Source organism: Pseudomonas sp. MYb118 (genome assembly GCF_040947875.1).
GTDB lineage: Bacteria > Pseudomonadota > Gammaproteobacteria > Pseudomonadales > Pseudomonadaceae > Aquipseudomonas.
The window spans coordinates 2,491,399-2,505,357 of the sequence record NZ_JBFRXN010000002.1 but is presented as its reverse complement, the minus strand read 5'-3'; the positions used below and the strand labels follow the sequence as shown (position 1 = coordinate 2,505,357).

Genomic DNA, 13,959 nt, shown 5'->3' with positions numbered 1-13,959 from the left:
TCAGTCTCCCAGCGGCAAGTGATCGTCGCCGCCGCGGTAGTCGTCCAGGGCGAGCTTGATCCGCCGCAGACGCTCTTGGTTGTCTTCAGGATTGGCCAGCGCCAGCTCGGTGGCAAGCACGTCGATGGCCAGCAGCATGCCGTAGCGCGCCGCCGTGGGTTTGTAGATGAACGAGGTTTCCACCCCTTGCAGCGGCAGCAGCACATCGGCCAGTTGCGCCAGCGGCGAATCGGCACGGGTGATGGCCAGGACCCGCGCGCCATAGCTGCGCGCAAGCTCCACGGCTTCGAGCAGTTCGGGGGTGATGCCGGTCAGCGAACAGGCGATCACCACGTGCCCTTCATCCAGACCCGCAGCGGTGATGCGCATCATCACCGGGTCATGACACACCGCCACCGGGTAACCGAAGCGCACCAGGCGCACTTGCAGTTCATCGCTGCACAGGGTCGAGCAGCCGCCCATGCCAAAGGCGTGGATCATCCGCGCCTTGCCCAACAGCTTCACCGCATCGGCAAAGCGCGTTTCATCGAAGGCCGACAGGTGCTGATGCAGGGTCGACTCGATGTCGCCGACGATCTGCCGGTAAAACGCCGATTGTTCAGGCGTGCCGGCCGGGTCGAGAAAGCGGCTGCCAACGCCGCTGGCCTGGGCCAGTTGCAGGCGCAGATCGCGCAGGTCACGACAGCCCACCGTGCGAGCGAAACGCGACAGGGTCGCGGTGCTGACGTCCGCCCTCTGCGCCAGCTCGTCGAGGCTGGCGGCAGAAGCAAATCCTACGTCGTCGAGCATCAGGCGAGCGATTCGTCCTTCGCCTGCGCTGAAGGAATCCTGACGGGCGCGGATCTGGTAGAGGATGTCCATGGCAAGTGGCTCCGGTTAAATCAGGTAGGAAAGACCCACGGTCAGGCCGAAGGCGACCAGCGAAATGATGGTCTCCAGTACGGTCCAGGTCTTGAAGGTCTGGGCAACGCTCATGTTGAAGTATTCCTTGATCAACCAGAAGCCGCCGTCGTTGACGTGGGAAAAGATCACCGAGCCGGCACCGGTGGCCAGCACCAGCAGTTCCGGGTGTGGATAACCCAGGCCAATGGCCACCGGCGCGACCACGCCCGAGGCGGTGGTCATGGCCACGGTGGCGGAACCGGTGGCGATGCGCATCAAGGCGGCGAACAGCCAGCCCATGATCAACGGCGACAGGTGAAATTCGTGGGCCAGGCTGACGATCTGGTCGGTGACGCCGGCGTCCACCAGGATCCGGTTCAGGCCACCGCCGGCGCCGACCAGCAAGGTGATGCTGGCCGTTGGCGCCAGGCATTCGCTGGTGAACTTGAGGATCGACTCGCGGCTGAAGCCCTGAGCGATGCCCAGGGTCCAGAAGCTCAGCAAGGTGGCCACCAGCAGCGCGATCACCGAGTTGCCGATGAACAACAGGAACTGGTTGAAGCCGCTGCCCGGAGTGGACAACAGGTTGGCCCAGCCACCGATCAGCATCAGCACCACCGGCAACAGGATGGTGGCCATGGTGATGCCGAACCCTGGCAGCCGGGCGCGCGGTTCGCGGTCGAGGAACTGGCGCTCCAGCGGGTTCTCGGCGGGCAATTGAATGTGCGGCACGATGAACCGGGCATACACGGGGCCGGCGATGATCGCCGTGGGAATGCCGATGGCAATCGCGTAGAGCAGGGTCTGCCCCACCGACGCCTGATAGGCCTGCACCGCCAGCATCGCCGCCGGGTGTGGCGGCACCAGCGCATGCACCACCGACAACCCGGCGACCATCGGCAGGCCGACCATCAGGATCGACACACCGACCCGCCGCGCCACGGTGAAGGCAATCGGCACCAGCAAGACAAAACCGACCTCGAAGAACAGCGGCAAGCCGACCAGGAACGCGATGCACACCATCGCCCAATGCGCATTGCGCTCGCCGAAGCGCTCGATCAACGTGCGGGCCACCTGCTCGGCGCCGCCGGACTCGGCCATCATCTTGCCGAGCATCGTGCCCAGCGCCACCACCAGGGCGATGTGCCCCAGGGTCTTGCCCACACCAGCCTCGTAGGCGCCCACCACACCGGACGCCGGCATGCCCGCCACCAGCGCCAGGCCAATGGACACCAGGGTGATGACAATGAAGGGGTTGAGCCGATAACGGGCGATCAGCACGATCAGCGCAATGATGGCGACGGCGGCATACACCAGCAGCCAATAGCCGAAGGAAAGGGTCATGCGGTACTCCTCGAAAGGGTCACGTCGATTGTTTTGTGAAACTCTTAAAACATTTCGATTGGTGATTTTCAAACGAGGTGAAAGTAATTTACGTGCGCAGGTATGGGGTGTCGTGCAGGGATATGCGTAATCAAGGTTTATGAAAATCAGGTGGGCGTATTTTCATCGCCCCAACGCTGATCGTTCCCACGCTCTGCGTGGGAACGCAGCCCGGGACGCTCCGCGTCCCTTCAAAGCCGAACGCAGAGCGTCCGTAGAGGCATTCCCACGCGGAGCGTGGGAACGATCAGATGGAGAGAATCAGTCGTGAGTGACCCGCGCCCGCTTGAGCAGCTTCTTGCAGCGCTCCGACAAATGCAGCACCCGCAGGTGCTTGCCCGCCTTGGCATAGCGCTCGCGCAGGGTTTTCAGCGCGGCGATGGCCGAGTAGTCGACGAAGCTCAGGTGGCGGCAGTCGATCGTCACCACGGCCGGGTCATTGGCCGGGTCGAACTGGTTGAGAAACGGCGTGGTCGAGGCGAAGAACAGCGTGCCGTGCATCAGGTACAGCTTGCTGCCGTCGGCCTCAAGATGACTGTCGGCGTACAACTCGCGTGCCTGCTGCCAGGCGAAATTCAGCGCGGCGATGATGATCCCGCACAGCACCGCCGTGGCCAGGTCCGTGAACACGGTGATCACGGTCACCGCGATGATCACCAGCACGTCGTTCAACGGCACCTTGTTCACCACCCGCAACGAGGCCCAGGCGAAGGTCTGTTGCGACACCACGAACATCACCCCCACCAGTGCCGCCAATGGGATGCGCTCGATCAACGGCGACAGGAACAGGATGAACAACAGGATCAGCACGCCGGCCACCACGCCGGACAGGCGACCGCGGCCACCGGAGCTGAGGTTGATCACGGTCTGGCCGATCATCGCGCAGCCACCCATGCCGCCAAACACGCCGGAGACCATGTTCGCCGCACCGAGCGCCACGCACTCACGATCCGGGAAGCCGCGGGTCTCAGTGATTTCATCGGTGAGGTTCAAGGTCAGCAGGGTTTCCAGCAGGCCGACCAGCGCCATCAGGATCGCGTACGGGGCGATGATGCGCAGGGTCTCGAGCGTCCAGGGGATGTCCGGCAGCGCCAGCGTCGGCAGGCTGCCGGCGATGTGCGCCATGTCACCGAGGGTGCGCGTCGGCAGGCCCAGCAGGTACACCGCCAGCCCCACGCCGAGAATCGCCACCAGCGCCGGCGGCACGGCACGGGTCAGGCGCGGCAGCACGTAGACAATCGCCATGGTCAGCGCCACCAGCCCGACCATCAGGTACAGCGGTGAGCCGCTGAGCCACGCCTCACCGTTCTTGAAATGTTCGAGCTGGGCCAGGGCGATGATGATCGCCAAGCCATTGACGAAGCCGAGCATCACCGGGTGCGGCACCATCCGCACCAGTTTGCCCAGCCTCAACAAGCCGAACGCCAGCATGACCAGGCCACCGAGCAGCACGGTCGCCAGCAGGTATTGCACGCCGTGCTGCACCACCAGCGCGACGATCACCACCGCCATCGACCCGGCCGCACCGGAGACCATCCCCGGCCGGCCGCCGAACAGCGCGGTCAGGGTGCAGATGATGAAGGCGCCGTACAGGCCCATCAGCGGGTTGAGGTGGGCCACCAGCGCAAAGGCGATGCATTCGGGCAGCAAGGCAAAAGACGTGGTGAGCCCGGCCAGGACGTCGGCGCGGAGGTTTTTTGGTTTCATGGGGAGGGACCGCAGGGCAAGTGTCGCGAAAATAATGTGCGGATGTTACGGATTTGCGCCTGGCCCGGCCAGCTTTGGTGCCTTTGAGAAAGCCATCGCGGGCAAGCCCGCTCCCACATTAGAGCGAGTTCGTCTGAACAACGCGGTCAACTGTGGGAGCGGGCTTGCCCGCGATGAACGATAACTCGGTCTACAGCGAACTCAGACCATCTCCCCCCGAATCCACTCCACCACCGAAGTCCGCTTCGGCACCCACCCCAGCACTTCCCGCGCCTTCTTGCCCCGCACCCGGCTGTTGGAGCCCAGGCCATAGTTGGCCATTTCATAACCCCACTCGGCCTCGGCGTCCTTGAGTGGCCAGTCCTGCGGTTGCCCCAGGTTCAGCGCCTCGGCCATGGCCGTGGTCATGTCGATGAACGACGCTTCACCGCTTTCCACGAAGTAGAAGGTGCCCGGCACGTTCTTGGTGAGCGCCAGCAAGTACAGCGCCACCACGTCTTCGATGTGCACATTGGACCAGATGTTGCCGCCCGTACCGACATGGCGCACCACCCCGCTCTTGCGCGCCTGTTTCAGCAGACGTGGCAGCTGCACGCTGTCGCGGTTCACACCGAGGCTGTGGCCGTAGATCAGGGTGTTGCAGATCACCGCCGAATTCACCCCGTCCTTGGCGGCTGCAAGGATCAGGTTGTCGATGGCCACGCGTGCAGCCTTGTCGACGGTCGGCGCAGGCAGCGCGTCTTCGAAGTAGATGGCGTCACTGGCCAGGCCGCCCGACGCATCGCCGACGATGCTCGAACCACTGGTGTGCAGGAACACCTTGTTGGAGCCGCGCAAGGCATCGAGCAACACCTCGACCGCACCACGATGGTCGCTGCTGGCGGCGTTGATCACCGCGTCGGCCGCACGGGCCTGTTCGGCCAGGAGGGCAGTGTCGTCCAGGGTGCCGATCACCGGAGTGATGCCCAGCGCGCGCAACTCGCTGGCTTGTTCGTTGCTGCGCACCAGACCGGTAACGCTGTGGCCGGCGCGAACCAGGCCGGTGGCGATGGAGCCGCCGATAAAACCGGCAGCGCCGGTGACGAATACGTTCATGGGGAATCTCCCTGCGTGGGTAAGTGATGGGCTCAGTATCCAGCCGCCGTTACTGACGAAAAATACCCATCGACCCAATTCAATCTTGCGCAGGGGTCAAGAATCAGTCCTTGAAGTTTGAGCTCGCGTACAGCGCCAACTTGCCCTGGATGAAATCCAGGAAGCATTGAATACGCAGGGCCAGTTGCGAGTTGCGGTAGTACACCGCGTTGATCGGCTGGCGGTAACCGCTGTTGAAATCGGCCAGCAGCACCTTCAGGCGCCCGGCGCGAATGTCCTCGATGGTCATGTAGTGCGACAGGCTGGCGATGCCCTGGCCTTCGAGCGCCAGGTGGCGGATGGTCTCGCCGCTGGACGCACTGATCGACGCCTGGATCGGCCAGCGGTCACCGTGCACATAACGCAGCGGCCACTGGTTGAGGCCCTCGTTATGGGTAAAGCCGAGCAGCGCGTGCTGGCTCAGGTCCTCGACCACCATGGGGGTGCCGTGGCGTTCGAGATAGGCGGGGCTGGCGACGATGTGCAGCGGGCTGCAACCCAGGGAACGGGCATGCAGGGTCGAATCGGCAAGGGTGCCGATGCGGATGGCGATGTCGGTGCTTTGTTCCAGCAGATCAATAATCAGATCGTTGCTGTTGAGTTCCAGCTGGATGTCGGGATAGAGCCTGCGGAACTCATCGACGTACGGCACGATGGCGTGCAGCATGAACGGCGAGGCGGCGTTGATGCGCAAACGCCCCGACGGGGTCTGCTGACGCGAGGTCAGGCGCTCTTCGAGTTCATCCATCTGATCGAGGATCAGCTTGGCGTGTTCGAAGAAGTACTTGCCCTCCTCGGTCAGGTCCATGCGCCGCGTGGTGCGGTTGATCAGGGTGGTGTCGAGCTTGGCTTCCAGCCGCGACAAGGTACGGCTGACGGCCGACGGCGTCTGCCCGACCTGCTCGGCCGCCGCCGAAATCGACCCGCACTCGATCACGCAGACGAAAATCTGCAACTCATCGGATCTGGCTTTCACAAATGCCCCTCAAACGAAACTGGCTTGATAGTAGCTGGATAAGGGGCAAAAGGAACCTCAAGCCTTGAGACCGAACACCTCGGTCAAATGCTGCTCGTAGCGTGCGATATCGCCTTCGATGTTCGGGCGCTTCATCACGTCAACGGCGAGGAAGGTCGGCAAGCCGCTCATGCCCAGGAACTGGTTGGCCTTGTGGAAAGGGAAGTACACGGCGTCCACGCCTTTGCCTTCGAAGAAGTCGGTCGGGTCGTCGAAGGCTTGCTGCGGCGCGTTCCAGGTCAGCGACAACATGTATTGCTTGCCGTGGATCAGGCCACCGCTGCCGTACTTCTGCGAAGCGTCGGAACGGGTGCGGCCGTCACTGGCGTAGAGGCTGCCGTGGCCTTCGGTGAAGACTTCGTCGATGTACTTTTTCACGGTCCAGGGGGCGCCCATCCACCAGCCTGGCATCTGATAGATGACCACGTCGGCCCAGAGGAACTTGGCGACCTCTTCGGCGATGTCGTAACCCTCGTCGATGAAGGTGGTCTTCACATCCAGACCACCGCGGTCCAGTACGGCCAGCGCCGCTTCGTGCAGGGTGGTGTTGTAGCGGCCATCGGAGTGGGCGAACTTTTTGCCGCCATTGAGCAACAGGACTTTTTTCATGGGTGATCTCGCAAAGGGTCAGAAATTGGAATGGCGGCAGATTAACGATCCGCCTCGCGCGGAATAAGCCTTGGGCTCACAAAACTCATTTGACCTATACGCACGAATCAACCACGCATTGTTGCCATAGACTGGCGCCCATTCTGAACTTGAGGAGACGTTTGATGAGTGACATGCAAGGCTTCATCCTGCACGCCAAGACCCGTCCGGAAAAAGCCGACGCTTTCGAAGCATTCTTCCGGGGCTATGTGGAAGCCAGTCGCGCCGAACCTGGCTGCATCGAGTACCACATGCTGCGCGACAAGCAGGACCCGACGCTGTTCATCTTCTACGAGATCTGGCAGTCCCAGGCGCACCTCGACGTGCATTCCAACCTGCCGCACATGAAGGAATTTCTGGCCAAGCGCGAGGAATACCTGGAGCGCGATTTCGACATCCGCGCCATCGACATGCTCAGCCCGTCGTCCGCTACCCGCTGATCAGCAGGTGGCCACCGAGTACGCCCAGGCCGATGAAGAACACCCGCTTGAACAGTGGCGCGCTGATTCGCTGGCGCAGCCACTGCCCGAGCAACATGCCCAGCACCGCCGGGATCAGCGCCAGCACTGACGCCCCCAACTCGCCGCCGCCCAGCGCATCACGCCACAACAGGCCGGCGGCGAGGGCCAGGGTCGACACGGTGAACGACAGGCCCAGCGCCTGCACCAGTTCGTCCTTGTTCAAGCCTAACGCTTGCAGGTAGGGCACCGCCGGGATCACGAACACGCCGGTGGCCGAGGTGATCACGCCGGTGATGACCCCGCACAGCGGGCCGAGCCAGCGTTCGGTCGGACCGCCGACACGCAGGGTCGGCAGGAACAGTCCGCTCAACGCGTAGAGCAGCAACGCCGCGCCCAGCCCACGCACCACCCAATGCCCGCCCGCCATGCCGATCCACAGGGTGCCGACGCCGGTGCCGAGGAAGATCGCCAGCAGCATCGGCCACAACCGCTTGACCAGTGCCGGCAGATGCCCACCGAACGCCAGTTGCCAGACGTTGGTCAGCGTCGCCGGGATGATCAGCAGCGCCGCAGCCTGCGATGGCGCCATAGCCAGGCCGAGCAAGCCCATGGCGATGGTGGGCAGGCCGAGGCCGATGACGCCCTTGATCATGCCGGCCAGCAGGAAGGTGGCGATGACCATCAGGGACAGGGCCAGGCCGAGGTTCTGGTAGTACGCGAGGAGTGTGTTCATGGGGCTATCCTGAGCCTGGATTGGCTGGATGGAAATCTGCCATATACTGAGGGTGCCTCTTGTTTTGGTAGAGGCTCTGGAATTTCAGCGGTGCTGATTGCCTCATCGCGAGCAAGCTCGCTCCTACAGGGGCCGGTGGCGATCTCTGTGGGAGCGGGCTTGCCCGCGATGAGGCCCGCCCAAACAACACATCACCCCGGGCTACCCCCATGCACTTCGACCTAACCGACCTGCGCCTCTACCTGAACATCCTCGACACCGGCAACATCACCGCCGGCGCCGTGCGCAGTCATTTGTCGCTGGCCGCTGCCAGTGCGCGAATCCGCGCCATGGAATCCTCGCTGGGCATCGACTTCCTCGAACGCGGCCGCCGCGGTGTCACGCCGACGCCAGCGGGCAAGGCCCTGGCGCATCACGCCCGCCTGCTGCTGCAACACGCCGAACGCATGCAACAGGACCTGGCCGAATACGCCAAGGGCGTCAAAGGCCAGGTGCGCCTGTTGTGCAACACCGCGGCGATCACCGAACACCTGCCGGAAGTGCTGGCGGATTTTCTCTGCCACCACCCCAACCTCGACATCGACCTGCAGGAGATGCCCAGCCTGCGCATCATCCATGCCCTGCGCCAGGGCGCGGCGGACCTTGGCATCGTCTCCGACGCGGTCGACACCCATGGCCTGGACACCCTGGCGTTTCGCGATGACCCGCTGGTGCTGATCATGCCGCTGGACCATCCGCTGGCGCACGCCGCATCGCCCACCTTCAGCGACACCCTGCCCCACGATTACGTCGGCCTGAGCGCCAACAGCGCCTTGGCGGTGTACCTCGAAGAACAGGCGTTGCATGCCGGAGCGCGGCTGTCGCTGCGCATTCGCGCCGAAGGGTTTGACGGAGTGATGCGCATGGTCGCGCGCGGTGCGGGCCTGGCCATCGTGCCGCAGGTGGCCATCGAACGCCGAGGCATCGACCTGCCGTTCAAGCGTGTCGCCCTCAAGGAAGACTGGGCACAACGCAAACTGTTGCTCTGCGCCCGCTCGTTCGACGGCCTGCCCGGTTACGCCAAGGCCTTGCTCGAAGCATTGCGCAGCACAAACCTTGCACCCTGATCAGTATTACAAACAGGCTACGAGGGGTAATATCTGCGCTTTCAAATCAGGCCTGGCCACAACAACCAGAAGGGAACGCGATGGCGGATGAAATTTTGCAACAGGCAACGCTGAAGCGGGGGTTGAAGAATCGACACATTCAACTGATCGCATTGGGCGGTGCGATTGGCACGGGGCTGTTCCTGGGCTCTGCCGGCGTACTCAAGTCCGCCGGGCCGTCGATGATCCTCGGCTATGCGATTGCCGGTTTCATTGCGTTCCTGATCATGCGCCAACTGGGCGAAATGATCGTCGAAGAGCCAGTGGCCGGCTCGTTCAGCCACTTCGCCCACAACTACTGGGGCGGCTTTGCCGGCTTTCTGTCCGGCTGGAACTACTGGGTGCTGTACGTGCTGGTGGGCATGGCCGAGCTGACGGCTGTCGGCAAGTACGTGCAATTCTGGTGGCCGGAAGTGCCGACCTGGGTCAGCGCGGCGGTGTTCTTCGTGCTGGTCAACCTGATCAACTGCATGAACGTCAAAGTCTTCGGCGAGATGGAGTTCTGGTTCGCCATCATCAAGGTGGTGGCCATCATCGGCATGATCGCCCTGGGCTGCTACATGCTGTTCAGCGGCACCGGCGGCCCGCAAGCGTCGGTGAGCAACCTGTGGAGCCATGGCGGCTTCTTCCCCAACGGCACCAACGGTCTGTTGATGGCGATGGCCTTCATCATGTTCTCGTTCGGTGGCTTGGAGCTGGTCGGCATTACCGCCGCCGAGGCCAGCGAACCACGCAAAGTGATTCCCAAGGCGATCAACCAGGTGGTGTATCGGGTGCTGATCTTCTACGTCGGCGCCCTCACCGTGCTGCTGTCGCTGTACCCGTGGGACCAATTGCTGGAAACCCTGGGCGCCTCGGGCGATGCCTACAGCGGCAGCCCGTTCGTGCAGATCTTCGCCCTGATCGGCAGCGACACCGCCGCGCACATCCTCAACTTCGTGGTGCTCACCGCCGCGCTGTCGGTGTACAACAGCGGCGTGTACTGCAACAGCCGCATGCTCTACGGCCTGGCCGAACAGGGTGATGCGCCCAAAAAGCTGATGAAGCTGAACAAGCAAGGCGTGCCGCTGCTGGCGCTGGGCGTGTCGGCGCTGATCACCATGCTCGCCGTGCTGGTCAACTACGTGGCGCCCCATGAAGCGCTGGAACTGCTGTTCGCCCTGGTGGTTGCCTCGTTGATGATCAACTGGGCGCTGATCAGCCTGACGCACCTGAAATTCCGCAAGGCCATGACCCAGCGCGGCGTGGTCCCGGGCTTCAAGGCGTTCTGGTCGCCGTACACCAACTACCTGTGCCTGGCCTTCATGGCCGTGATCATCTGCGTCATCTGGATGATCCCGCCGGTACGTGCCTCGGTGTACGCGATCCCGGTGTGGGTGGGGCTGATCTACGTCTGCTACCGGTTGCGCATGGCGCGACACGTGCCTGTCGCCCAGTAACCCAACAGAAAATGGCCCCGGCATTCCCAGAATGCCGGGGCTTTTTTATGCATGCGCCCCCTGCGATTTCCTGTGGGAGCGAGCCTGCTCGCGATGATCGCCAACGATGACGCTGGACACCTGAAACCCCGCAGTGCCTGGGCCTCCATCGCGAGCAGGCTCGCTCCTACAGTTGCCCGCATTCCCCCCTGTAGGAGCGAGCTTGCTCGCGATGGTCGTCAACGATGACGCGGGACACCTGACATCCCGCGGCGCCTGGGCCTCCATCGCGAGCAAGCTCGCTCCTACAGTTGATCACACTCCCCTGTGGGATCATGCGCACGCGAGCGTTTCTGGACATTCCAATGTCGAGCACAGACAACTCGGCCCACGTCGGGCCCGGCAGGATGCGTCTTCAGCTCTGATCACCTGCCTGGAGTCATCATGACCGCAAACGCACCGATTACCGTTCTTCGCGACACCCACCCGCTGCCCGTGCTGGACGCCTGCAAATGGGAAAAACTCGAAGGCGACCCGCACACTGTCAACCTCAATGCCTACACCAGCGAAGACGGCAGCAAGATCATGGGCACCTGGATCTGCACACCCGGCAAGTGGTACGTGGAATACGTGAAGTGGGAATACTGCGACTTCCGCGAGGGTTACTGCATCATCACCCCGGAAGGCAAGGAGCCGATCCACCTGCGTGCCGGTGATATTTTTGTCATCGAACCAGGCATGAAAGGCACCTGGGAAGTGGTGGAGACCGTACGCAAGTATTTCGTGTTTGCCTGATGCAAAAAAACCGGGAGATCACGCGATGTGATTTCCCGGTAAATAACAATTCAATGTGCAATTGAATTGGAGGAGTGCGTCAGCCACACAGCATCATTGCGGCTTGCGATAGCTGTTGATGATCGCCGAGAAGTCCTTGCCCCCTTCCCCGCGCTGGCTCATCGCCTGGTACATCTGCTGCGCCACCGCACCGAGCACCACCGGCTGATGCGCCTGACGCGCCGCTTCCGTGGCCAGCCCCAGGTCCTTGAGCATCAACTCAGCCCCAAAACCACCGGTGTAACCGCGCGACGCCGGCGCCGTTTCGACGATGCCCGGCCACGGGTTGTACATTTCCGAACTCCAGCAGCGCCCGGTGGAGCTGTTGATGATGCCGGCCAGCACACCGGTGTCGATCCCCAACGCATCGCCCAGTGCCATGGCTTCGCTGACGCCGACCATGGAAATCCCCAGCAGCAGGTTGTTGCAGATCTTGGCGATCTGGCCGGTGCCGACTTCGCCGCAATGCACGATGTTGCGGCCCATCTGCGCCAGCACCGGTTGCAGGGTGGCGAACAGTTCTGCCGTCGCGCCAACCATGAAGGTCAACGTGCCCGCCACTGCGCCGCCCGTACCGCCGGAGACCGGCGCGTCTGCCATGGCCACACCCTGCTTGGCCGCCGCCGCTGCCACATCGCGAGCCGTCTGCGGATTGATGGTGCTGCAATCCACCGCCGGTACGCCCTGGCCGATCCCGGCCAGCACGCCGTCTTCGCCCAGCCACACGCTGCGCACATGCACGGCGGCGGGCAGCATGGTGATCACCAGTTCTGCGCCCTGCGCCGCTTCACGGGCCGTCGCGCTGATGCTGCCGCCCAGTTGTTCAAGCTCGGCCAGCACGGCCTTGTTCAGGTCGACCAGACGCAGCGAATGCCCCGCCTTGATCAGGTTGCGCGCCATTGGCGCGCCCATGTTGCCCAAGCCGATAAAAGCAATTTTCATGTCCGGCTCCTTAACGCAGGTTGATGGTGGTGTTCACGCCATCATTGACGCTGTCGTCATCGAACCAGCGGCTGGTGACGGTCTTGGTCTGAGTGTAGAACTGCACCACCTGCTTGCCATACGGGCCGAGGTCACCGAGCTTGGAACCACGGGAGCCGGTGAAGCTGAAGAACGGCACCGGCACTGGAATCGGGATGTTGATCCCCACCTGGCCGACATCAATTTCGCTCTGGAATTTGCGCGCCGCCGCACCGCTCTGGGTGAACAGGCCGGTGCCGTTGCCGAATGGGTTGGCGTTGACCAGCGCAATGGCCTGGTCGAGGGTGTCAACTTCCAGCACCGCCAGCACCGGGCCGAAGATTTCCTGGGTGTAGATCTGCATGTCGGTGGTCACGCCCGAGAACAGGGTCGGGCCGACAAAGTTGCCCTGCTCGAAACCCGGAACGCTGATGTCGCGACCGTCCAGCTCCAGCTTGGCGCCTTCCTTGATGCCGCTTTCGATCAGGTCGAGAATCCGCGCCTTGGCCTTCTTCGAGATCACCGGGCCGACGTCAGTGCCCGGCTCGCTGCCGGCATTGACCTTGAGTTTCTGCGCCAGCGCCTTGAGGTCCGGCAGCCATTGCTTGGCCGCACCCACCAGCACCACCACCGAGGTGGCCATGCAGCGTTGCCCGGCCGCGCCGAAACCGGCACCGACCAGCGCATTGAGCGCTTGCTCGCGGTTGGCATCCGGCAGCACCACCGCGTGGTTCTTCGCGCCCATCATCGACTGCACGCGCTTGCCATGTTTGCCGGCCAGGTCGTACACATGGGTGCCGACGGCGGTCGAACCGACGAAGGAAACCGCCTTGATGTCCTTGTGGGTGCACAGCGCGTCGACCACGTCCTTGCCACCGTGCACCACGTTGAGCACGCCGGCCGGGACGCCGGCCTCGATGGCCAGTTCCACCAGCAGCATGGTCGACAGCGGGTCCTGCTCCGACGGCTTGAGCACGAAGGTGTTGCCGCAGGCGATGGCCATCGGGAACATCCATAGCGGAATCATCGCCGGGAAGTTGAACGGGGTGATGCCGGCGCACACGCCGATTGGCTGGCGCAGGGTGTAGGTGTCGACGCCACCGGCGACGTTTTCGGCGAACTCGCCCATTTGCAGGGTGCCGATCGAGCAGGCATGTTCGACCACTTCCAGGCCACGGAAAATATCGCCTTCAGCGTCGGCGATGGTCTTGCCCTGTTCGTTGCTGAGCACCACGGCGATGCGCTTGGAGTGCTCGCGGATCAGCGCTTGCAGCTTGAGCATGATGCGCATGCGGGCGCCGATGGGCGTCAGTTTCCAGGTCTGGAAGGCGCGATGGGCGGCGCTGATGGCGGCATCGACTTCCTGCGCCGTGGCGAACGGCACCTTGGCCAGTACTTGTTGGGTCGCCGGGTTGACGATGTCGTGCCACTCGGTGGACTGGGACTCGACCCATTCGCCGTCGATCAACAGCTTGACCTTGTGCACCGTGGTTTCGTTGGGCGTGAGCGATACGTTCATGCTGGTCTCCGGGATTGTTTTTGTCGAGAGAGCGAGCCTTGGCGAAAAAGTCGCCTTGGGATCAGGCGCGTGTCGCGATGTGGTGATCGGACTGTTTCTGGAGTATAGATGTGCAAACTT

The 13,959-nt window shown here is 63.0% G+C and carries 13 protein-coding genes; 4 read left to right on the top strand and 9 right to left on the bottom strand.

What is annotated here, in order from left to right; genetic code table 11:
* The 6 genes from ABVN20_RS17240 to ABVN20_RS17215 all read right to left on the bottom strand — a co-directional run bounded on the left by ABVN20_RS17240 (position 1) and on the right by ABVN20_RS17215 (position 6,730).
* Complete coding sequence (locus ABVN20_RS17240) at positions 1 to 861, bottom strand: MurR/RpiR family transcriptional regulator (protein WP_368556914.1); 861 nt, start codon at positions 859 to 861, stop codon at positions 1 to 3.
* A gap of 15 nt (positions 862 to 876) precedes the next feature.
* The gene (locus tag ABVN20_RS17235) at positions 877 to 2,226 is read right to left on the bottom strand and encodes a gluconate:H+ symporter (protein ID WP_368556913.1); all 1,350 of its coding nucleotides are present in this window, start codon (positions 2,224 to 2,226) and stop codon (positions 877 to 879) included.
* 300 nt (positions 2,227 to 2,526) lie between these two features.
* A complete protein-coding gene (locus ABVN20_RS17230; protein ID WP_368556912.1) occupies positions 2,527 to 3,972 on the bottom strand; it encodes a SulP family inorganic anion transporter in 1,446 nt (481 codons plus the stop codon).
* A gap of 201 nt (positions 3,973 to 4,173) precedes the next feature.
* Positions 4,174 to 5,067 carry an NAD-dependent epimerase/dehydratase family protein gene (locus ABVN20_RS17225; RefSeq protein WP_368556911.1) on the bottom strand — a complete coding sequence of 298 codons (894 nt, stop codon included), beginning with the start codon at positions 5,065 to 5,067 and terminating at the stop codon, positions 4,174 to 4,176.
* Between the two features lie 103 nt (positions 5,068 to 5,170).
* Positions 5,171 to 6,082, bottom strand: coding sequence for a LysR family transcriptional regulator (locus ABVN20_RS17220; protein ID WP_368556910.1), 912 nt, complete (start codon positions 6,080 to 6,082; stop codon positions 5,171 to 5,173).
* A 57-nt stretch (positions 6,083 to 6,139) separates the two neighbouring features.
* Positions 6,140 to 6,730, bottom strand: coding sequence for an NAD(P)H-dependent oxidoreductase (locus ABVN20_RS17215; RefSeq protein WP_368556909.1), 591 nt, complete (start codon positions 6,728 to 6,730; stop codon positions 6,140 to 6,142).
* A 164-nt stretch (positions 6,731 to 6,894) separates the two neighbouring features.
* Between ABVN20_RS17215 and ABVN20_RS17210 the strand changes: the two genes are divergently transcribed.
* Positions 6,895 to 7,209 carry a putative quinol monooxygenase gene (locus ABVN20_RS17210; protein ID WP_368556908.1) on the top strand — a complete coding sequence of 105 codons (315 nt, stop codon included), beginning with the start codon at positions 6,895 to 6,897 and terminating at the stop codon, positions 7,207 to 7,209.
* Here ABVN20_RS17210 and ABVN20_RS17205 read toward each other — a convergent pair.
* Positions 7,199 to 7,963: a sulfite exporter TauE/SafE family protein gene (locus ABVN20_RS17205; protein ID WP_368556907.1), complete on the bottom strand. Its 765-nt coding sequence runs from the start codon at positions 7,961 to 7,963 to the stop codon at positions 7,199 to 7,201. The genes ABVN20_RS17210 and ABVN20_RS17205 overlap by 11 nt on opposite strands.
* A gap of 209 nt (positions 7,964 to 8,172) precedes the next feature.
* Here ABVN20_RS17205 and ABVN20_RS17200 point away from each other — a divergent pair, with 209 nt between their 5' ends.
* The 3 genes from ABVN20_RS17200 (at position 8,173) to ABVN20_RS17190 (ending at position 11,321) form a co-directional block, all read left to right on the top strand.
* Complete coding sequence (locus ABVN20_RS17200) at positions 8,173 to 9,069, top strand: LysR family transcriptional regulator (protein ID WP_368556906.1); 897 nt, start codon at positions 8,173 to 8,175, stop codon at positions 9,067 to 9,069.
* Between the two features lie 80 nt (positions 9,070 to 9,149).
* Complete coding sequence (locus ABVN20_RS17195) at positions 9,150 to 10,547, top strand: amino acid permease (RefSeq protein ID WP_368556905.1); 1,398 nt, start codon at positions 9,150 to 9,152, stop codon at positions 10,545 to 10,547.
* 423 nt (positions 10,548 to 10,970) lie between these two features.
* Positions 10,971 to 11,321 carry a cupin domain-containing protein gene (locus tag ABVN20_RS17190; protein ID WP_077048014.1) on the top strand — a complete coding sequence of 117 codons (351 nt, stop codon included), beginning with the start codon at positions 10,971 to 10,973 and terminating at the stop codon, positions 11,319 to 11,321.
* Between the two features lie 93 nt (positions 11,322 to 11,414).
* On the opposite strand, the gene mmsB is transcribed toward ABVN20_RS17190, so the two are convergent.
* Both mmsB and ABVN20_RS17180 read right to left on the bottom strand, forming a co-directional pair.
* On the bottom strand, positions 11,415 to 12,302 hold the full coding sequence (mmsB, locus tag ABVN20_RS17185) for a 3-hydroxyisobutyrate dehydrogenase (protein WP_368556903.1): 888 nt from the start codon (positions 12,300 to 12,302) through the stop codon (positions 11,415 to 11,417).
* Between the two features lie 10 nt (positions 12,303 to 12,312).
* Entirely contained in the window at positions 12,313 to 13,839 is a 1,527-nt protein-coding gene (locus ABVN20_RS17180; RefSeq protein ID WP_368556902.1) for a CoA-acylating methylmalonate-semialdehyde dehydrogenase, read from the bottom strand.
* Between the last annotated feature and the right edge of the window lie 120 nt (positions 13,840 to 13,959).

Excerpts from the sequence above, each read along its gene's own strand:
- ABVN20_RS17240 (WP_368556914.1), bottom strand. The coding sequence starts at position 861 with ATGGACATCCTCTACCAGATCCGCGCCCGTCAGGATTCCTTCAGCGCA.
- ABVN20_RS17235 (WP_368556913.1), bottom strand. The coding sequence starts at position 2,226 with ATGACCCTTTCCTTCGGCTATTGGCTGCTGGTGTATGCCGCCGTCGCC.
- ABVN20_RS17230 (WP_368556912.1), bottom strand. The coding sequence starts at position 3,972 with ATGAAACCAAAAAACCTCCGCGCCGACGTCCTGGCCGGGCTCACCACG.
- ABVN20_RS17225 (WP_368556911.1), bottom strand. The coding sequence starts at position 5,067 with ATGAACGTATTCGTCACCGGCGCTGCCGGTTTTATCGGCGGCTCCATC.
- ABVN20_RS17215 (WP_368556909.1), bottom strand. The coding sequence starts at position 6,730 with ATGAAAAAAGTCCTGTTGCTCAATGGCGGCAAAAAGTTCGCCCACTCC.
- ABVN20_RS17210 (WP_368556908.1), top strand. The coding sequence starts at position 6,895 with ATGAGTGACATGCAAGGCTTCATCCTGCACGCCAAGACCCGTCCGGAA.
- ABVN20_RS17205 (WP_368556907.1), bottom strand. The coding sequence starts at position 7,963 with ATGAACACACTCCTCGCGTACTACCAGAACCTCGGCCTGGCCCTGTCC.
- ABVN20_RS17200 (WP_368556906.1), top strand. The coding sequence starts at position 8,173 with ATGCACTTCGACCTAACCGACCTGCGCCTCTACCTGAACATCCTCGAC.
- ABVN20_RS17195 (WP_368556905.1), top strand. The coding sequence starts at position 9,150 with ATGGCGGATGAAATTTTGCAACAGGCAACGCTGAAGCGGGGGTTGAAG.
- ABVN20_RS17190 (WP_077048014.1), top strand. The coding sequence starts at position 10,971 with ATGACCGCAAACGCACCGATTACCGTTCTTCGCGACACCCACCCGCTG.
- mmsB (WP_368556903.1), bottom strand. The coding sequence starts at position 12,302 with ATGAAAATTGCTTTTATCGGCTTGGGCAACATGGGCGCGCCAATGGCG.
- ABVN20_RS17180 (WP_368556902.1), bottom strand. The coding sequence starts at position 13,839 with ATGAACGTATCGCTCACGCCCAACGAAACCACGGTGCACAAGGTCAAG.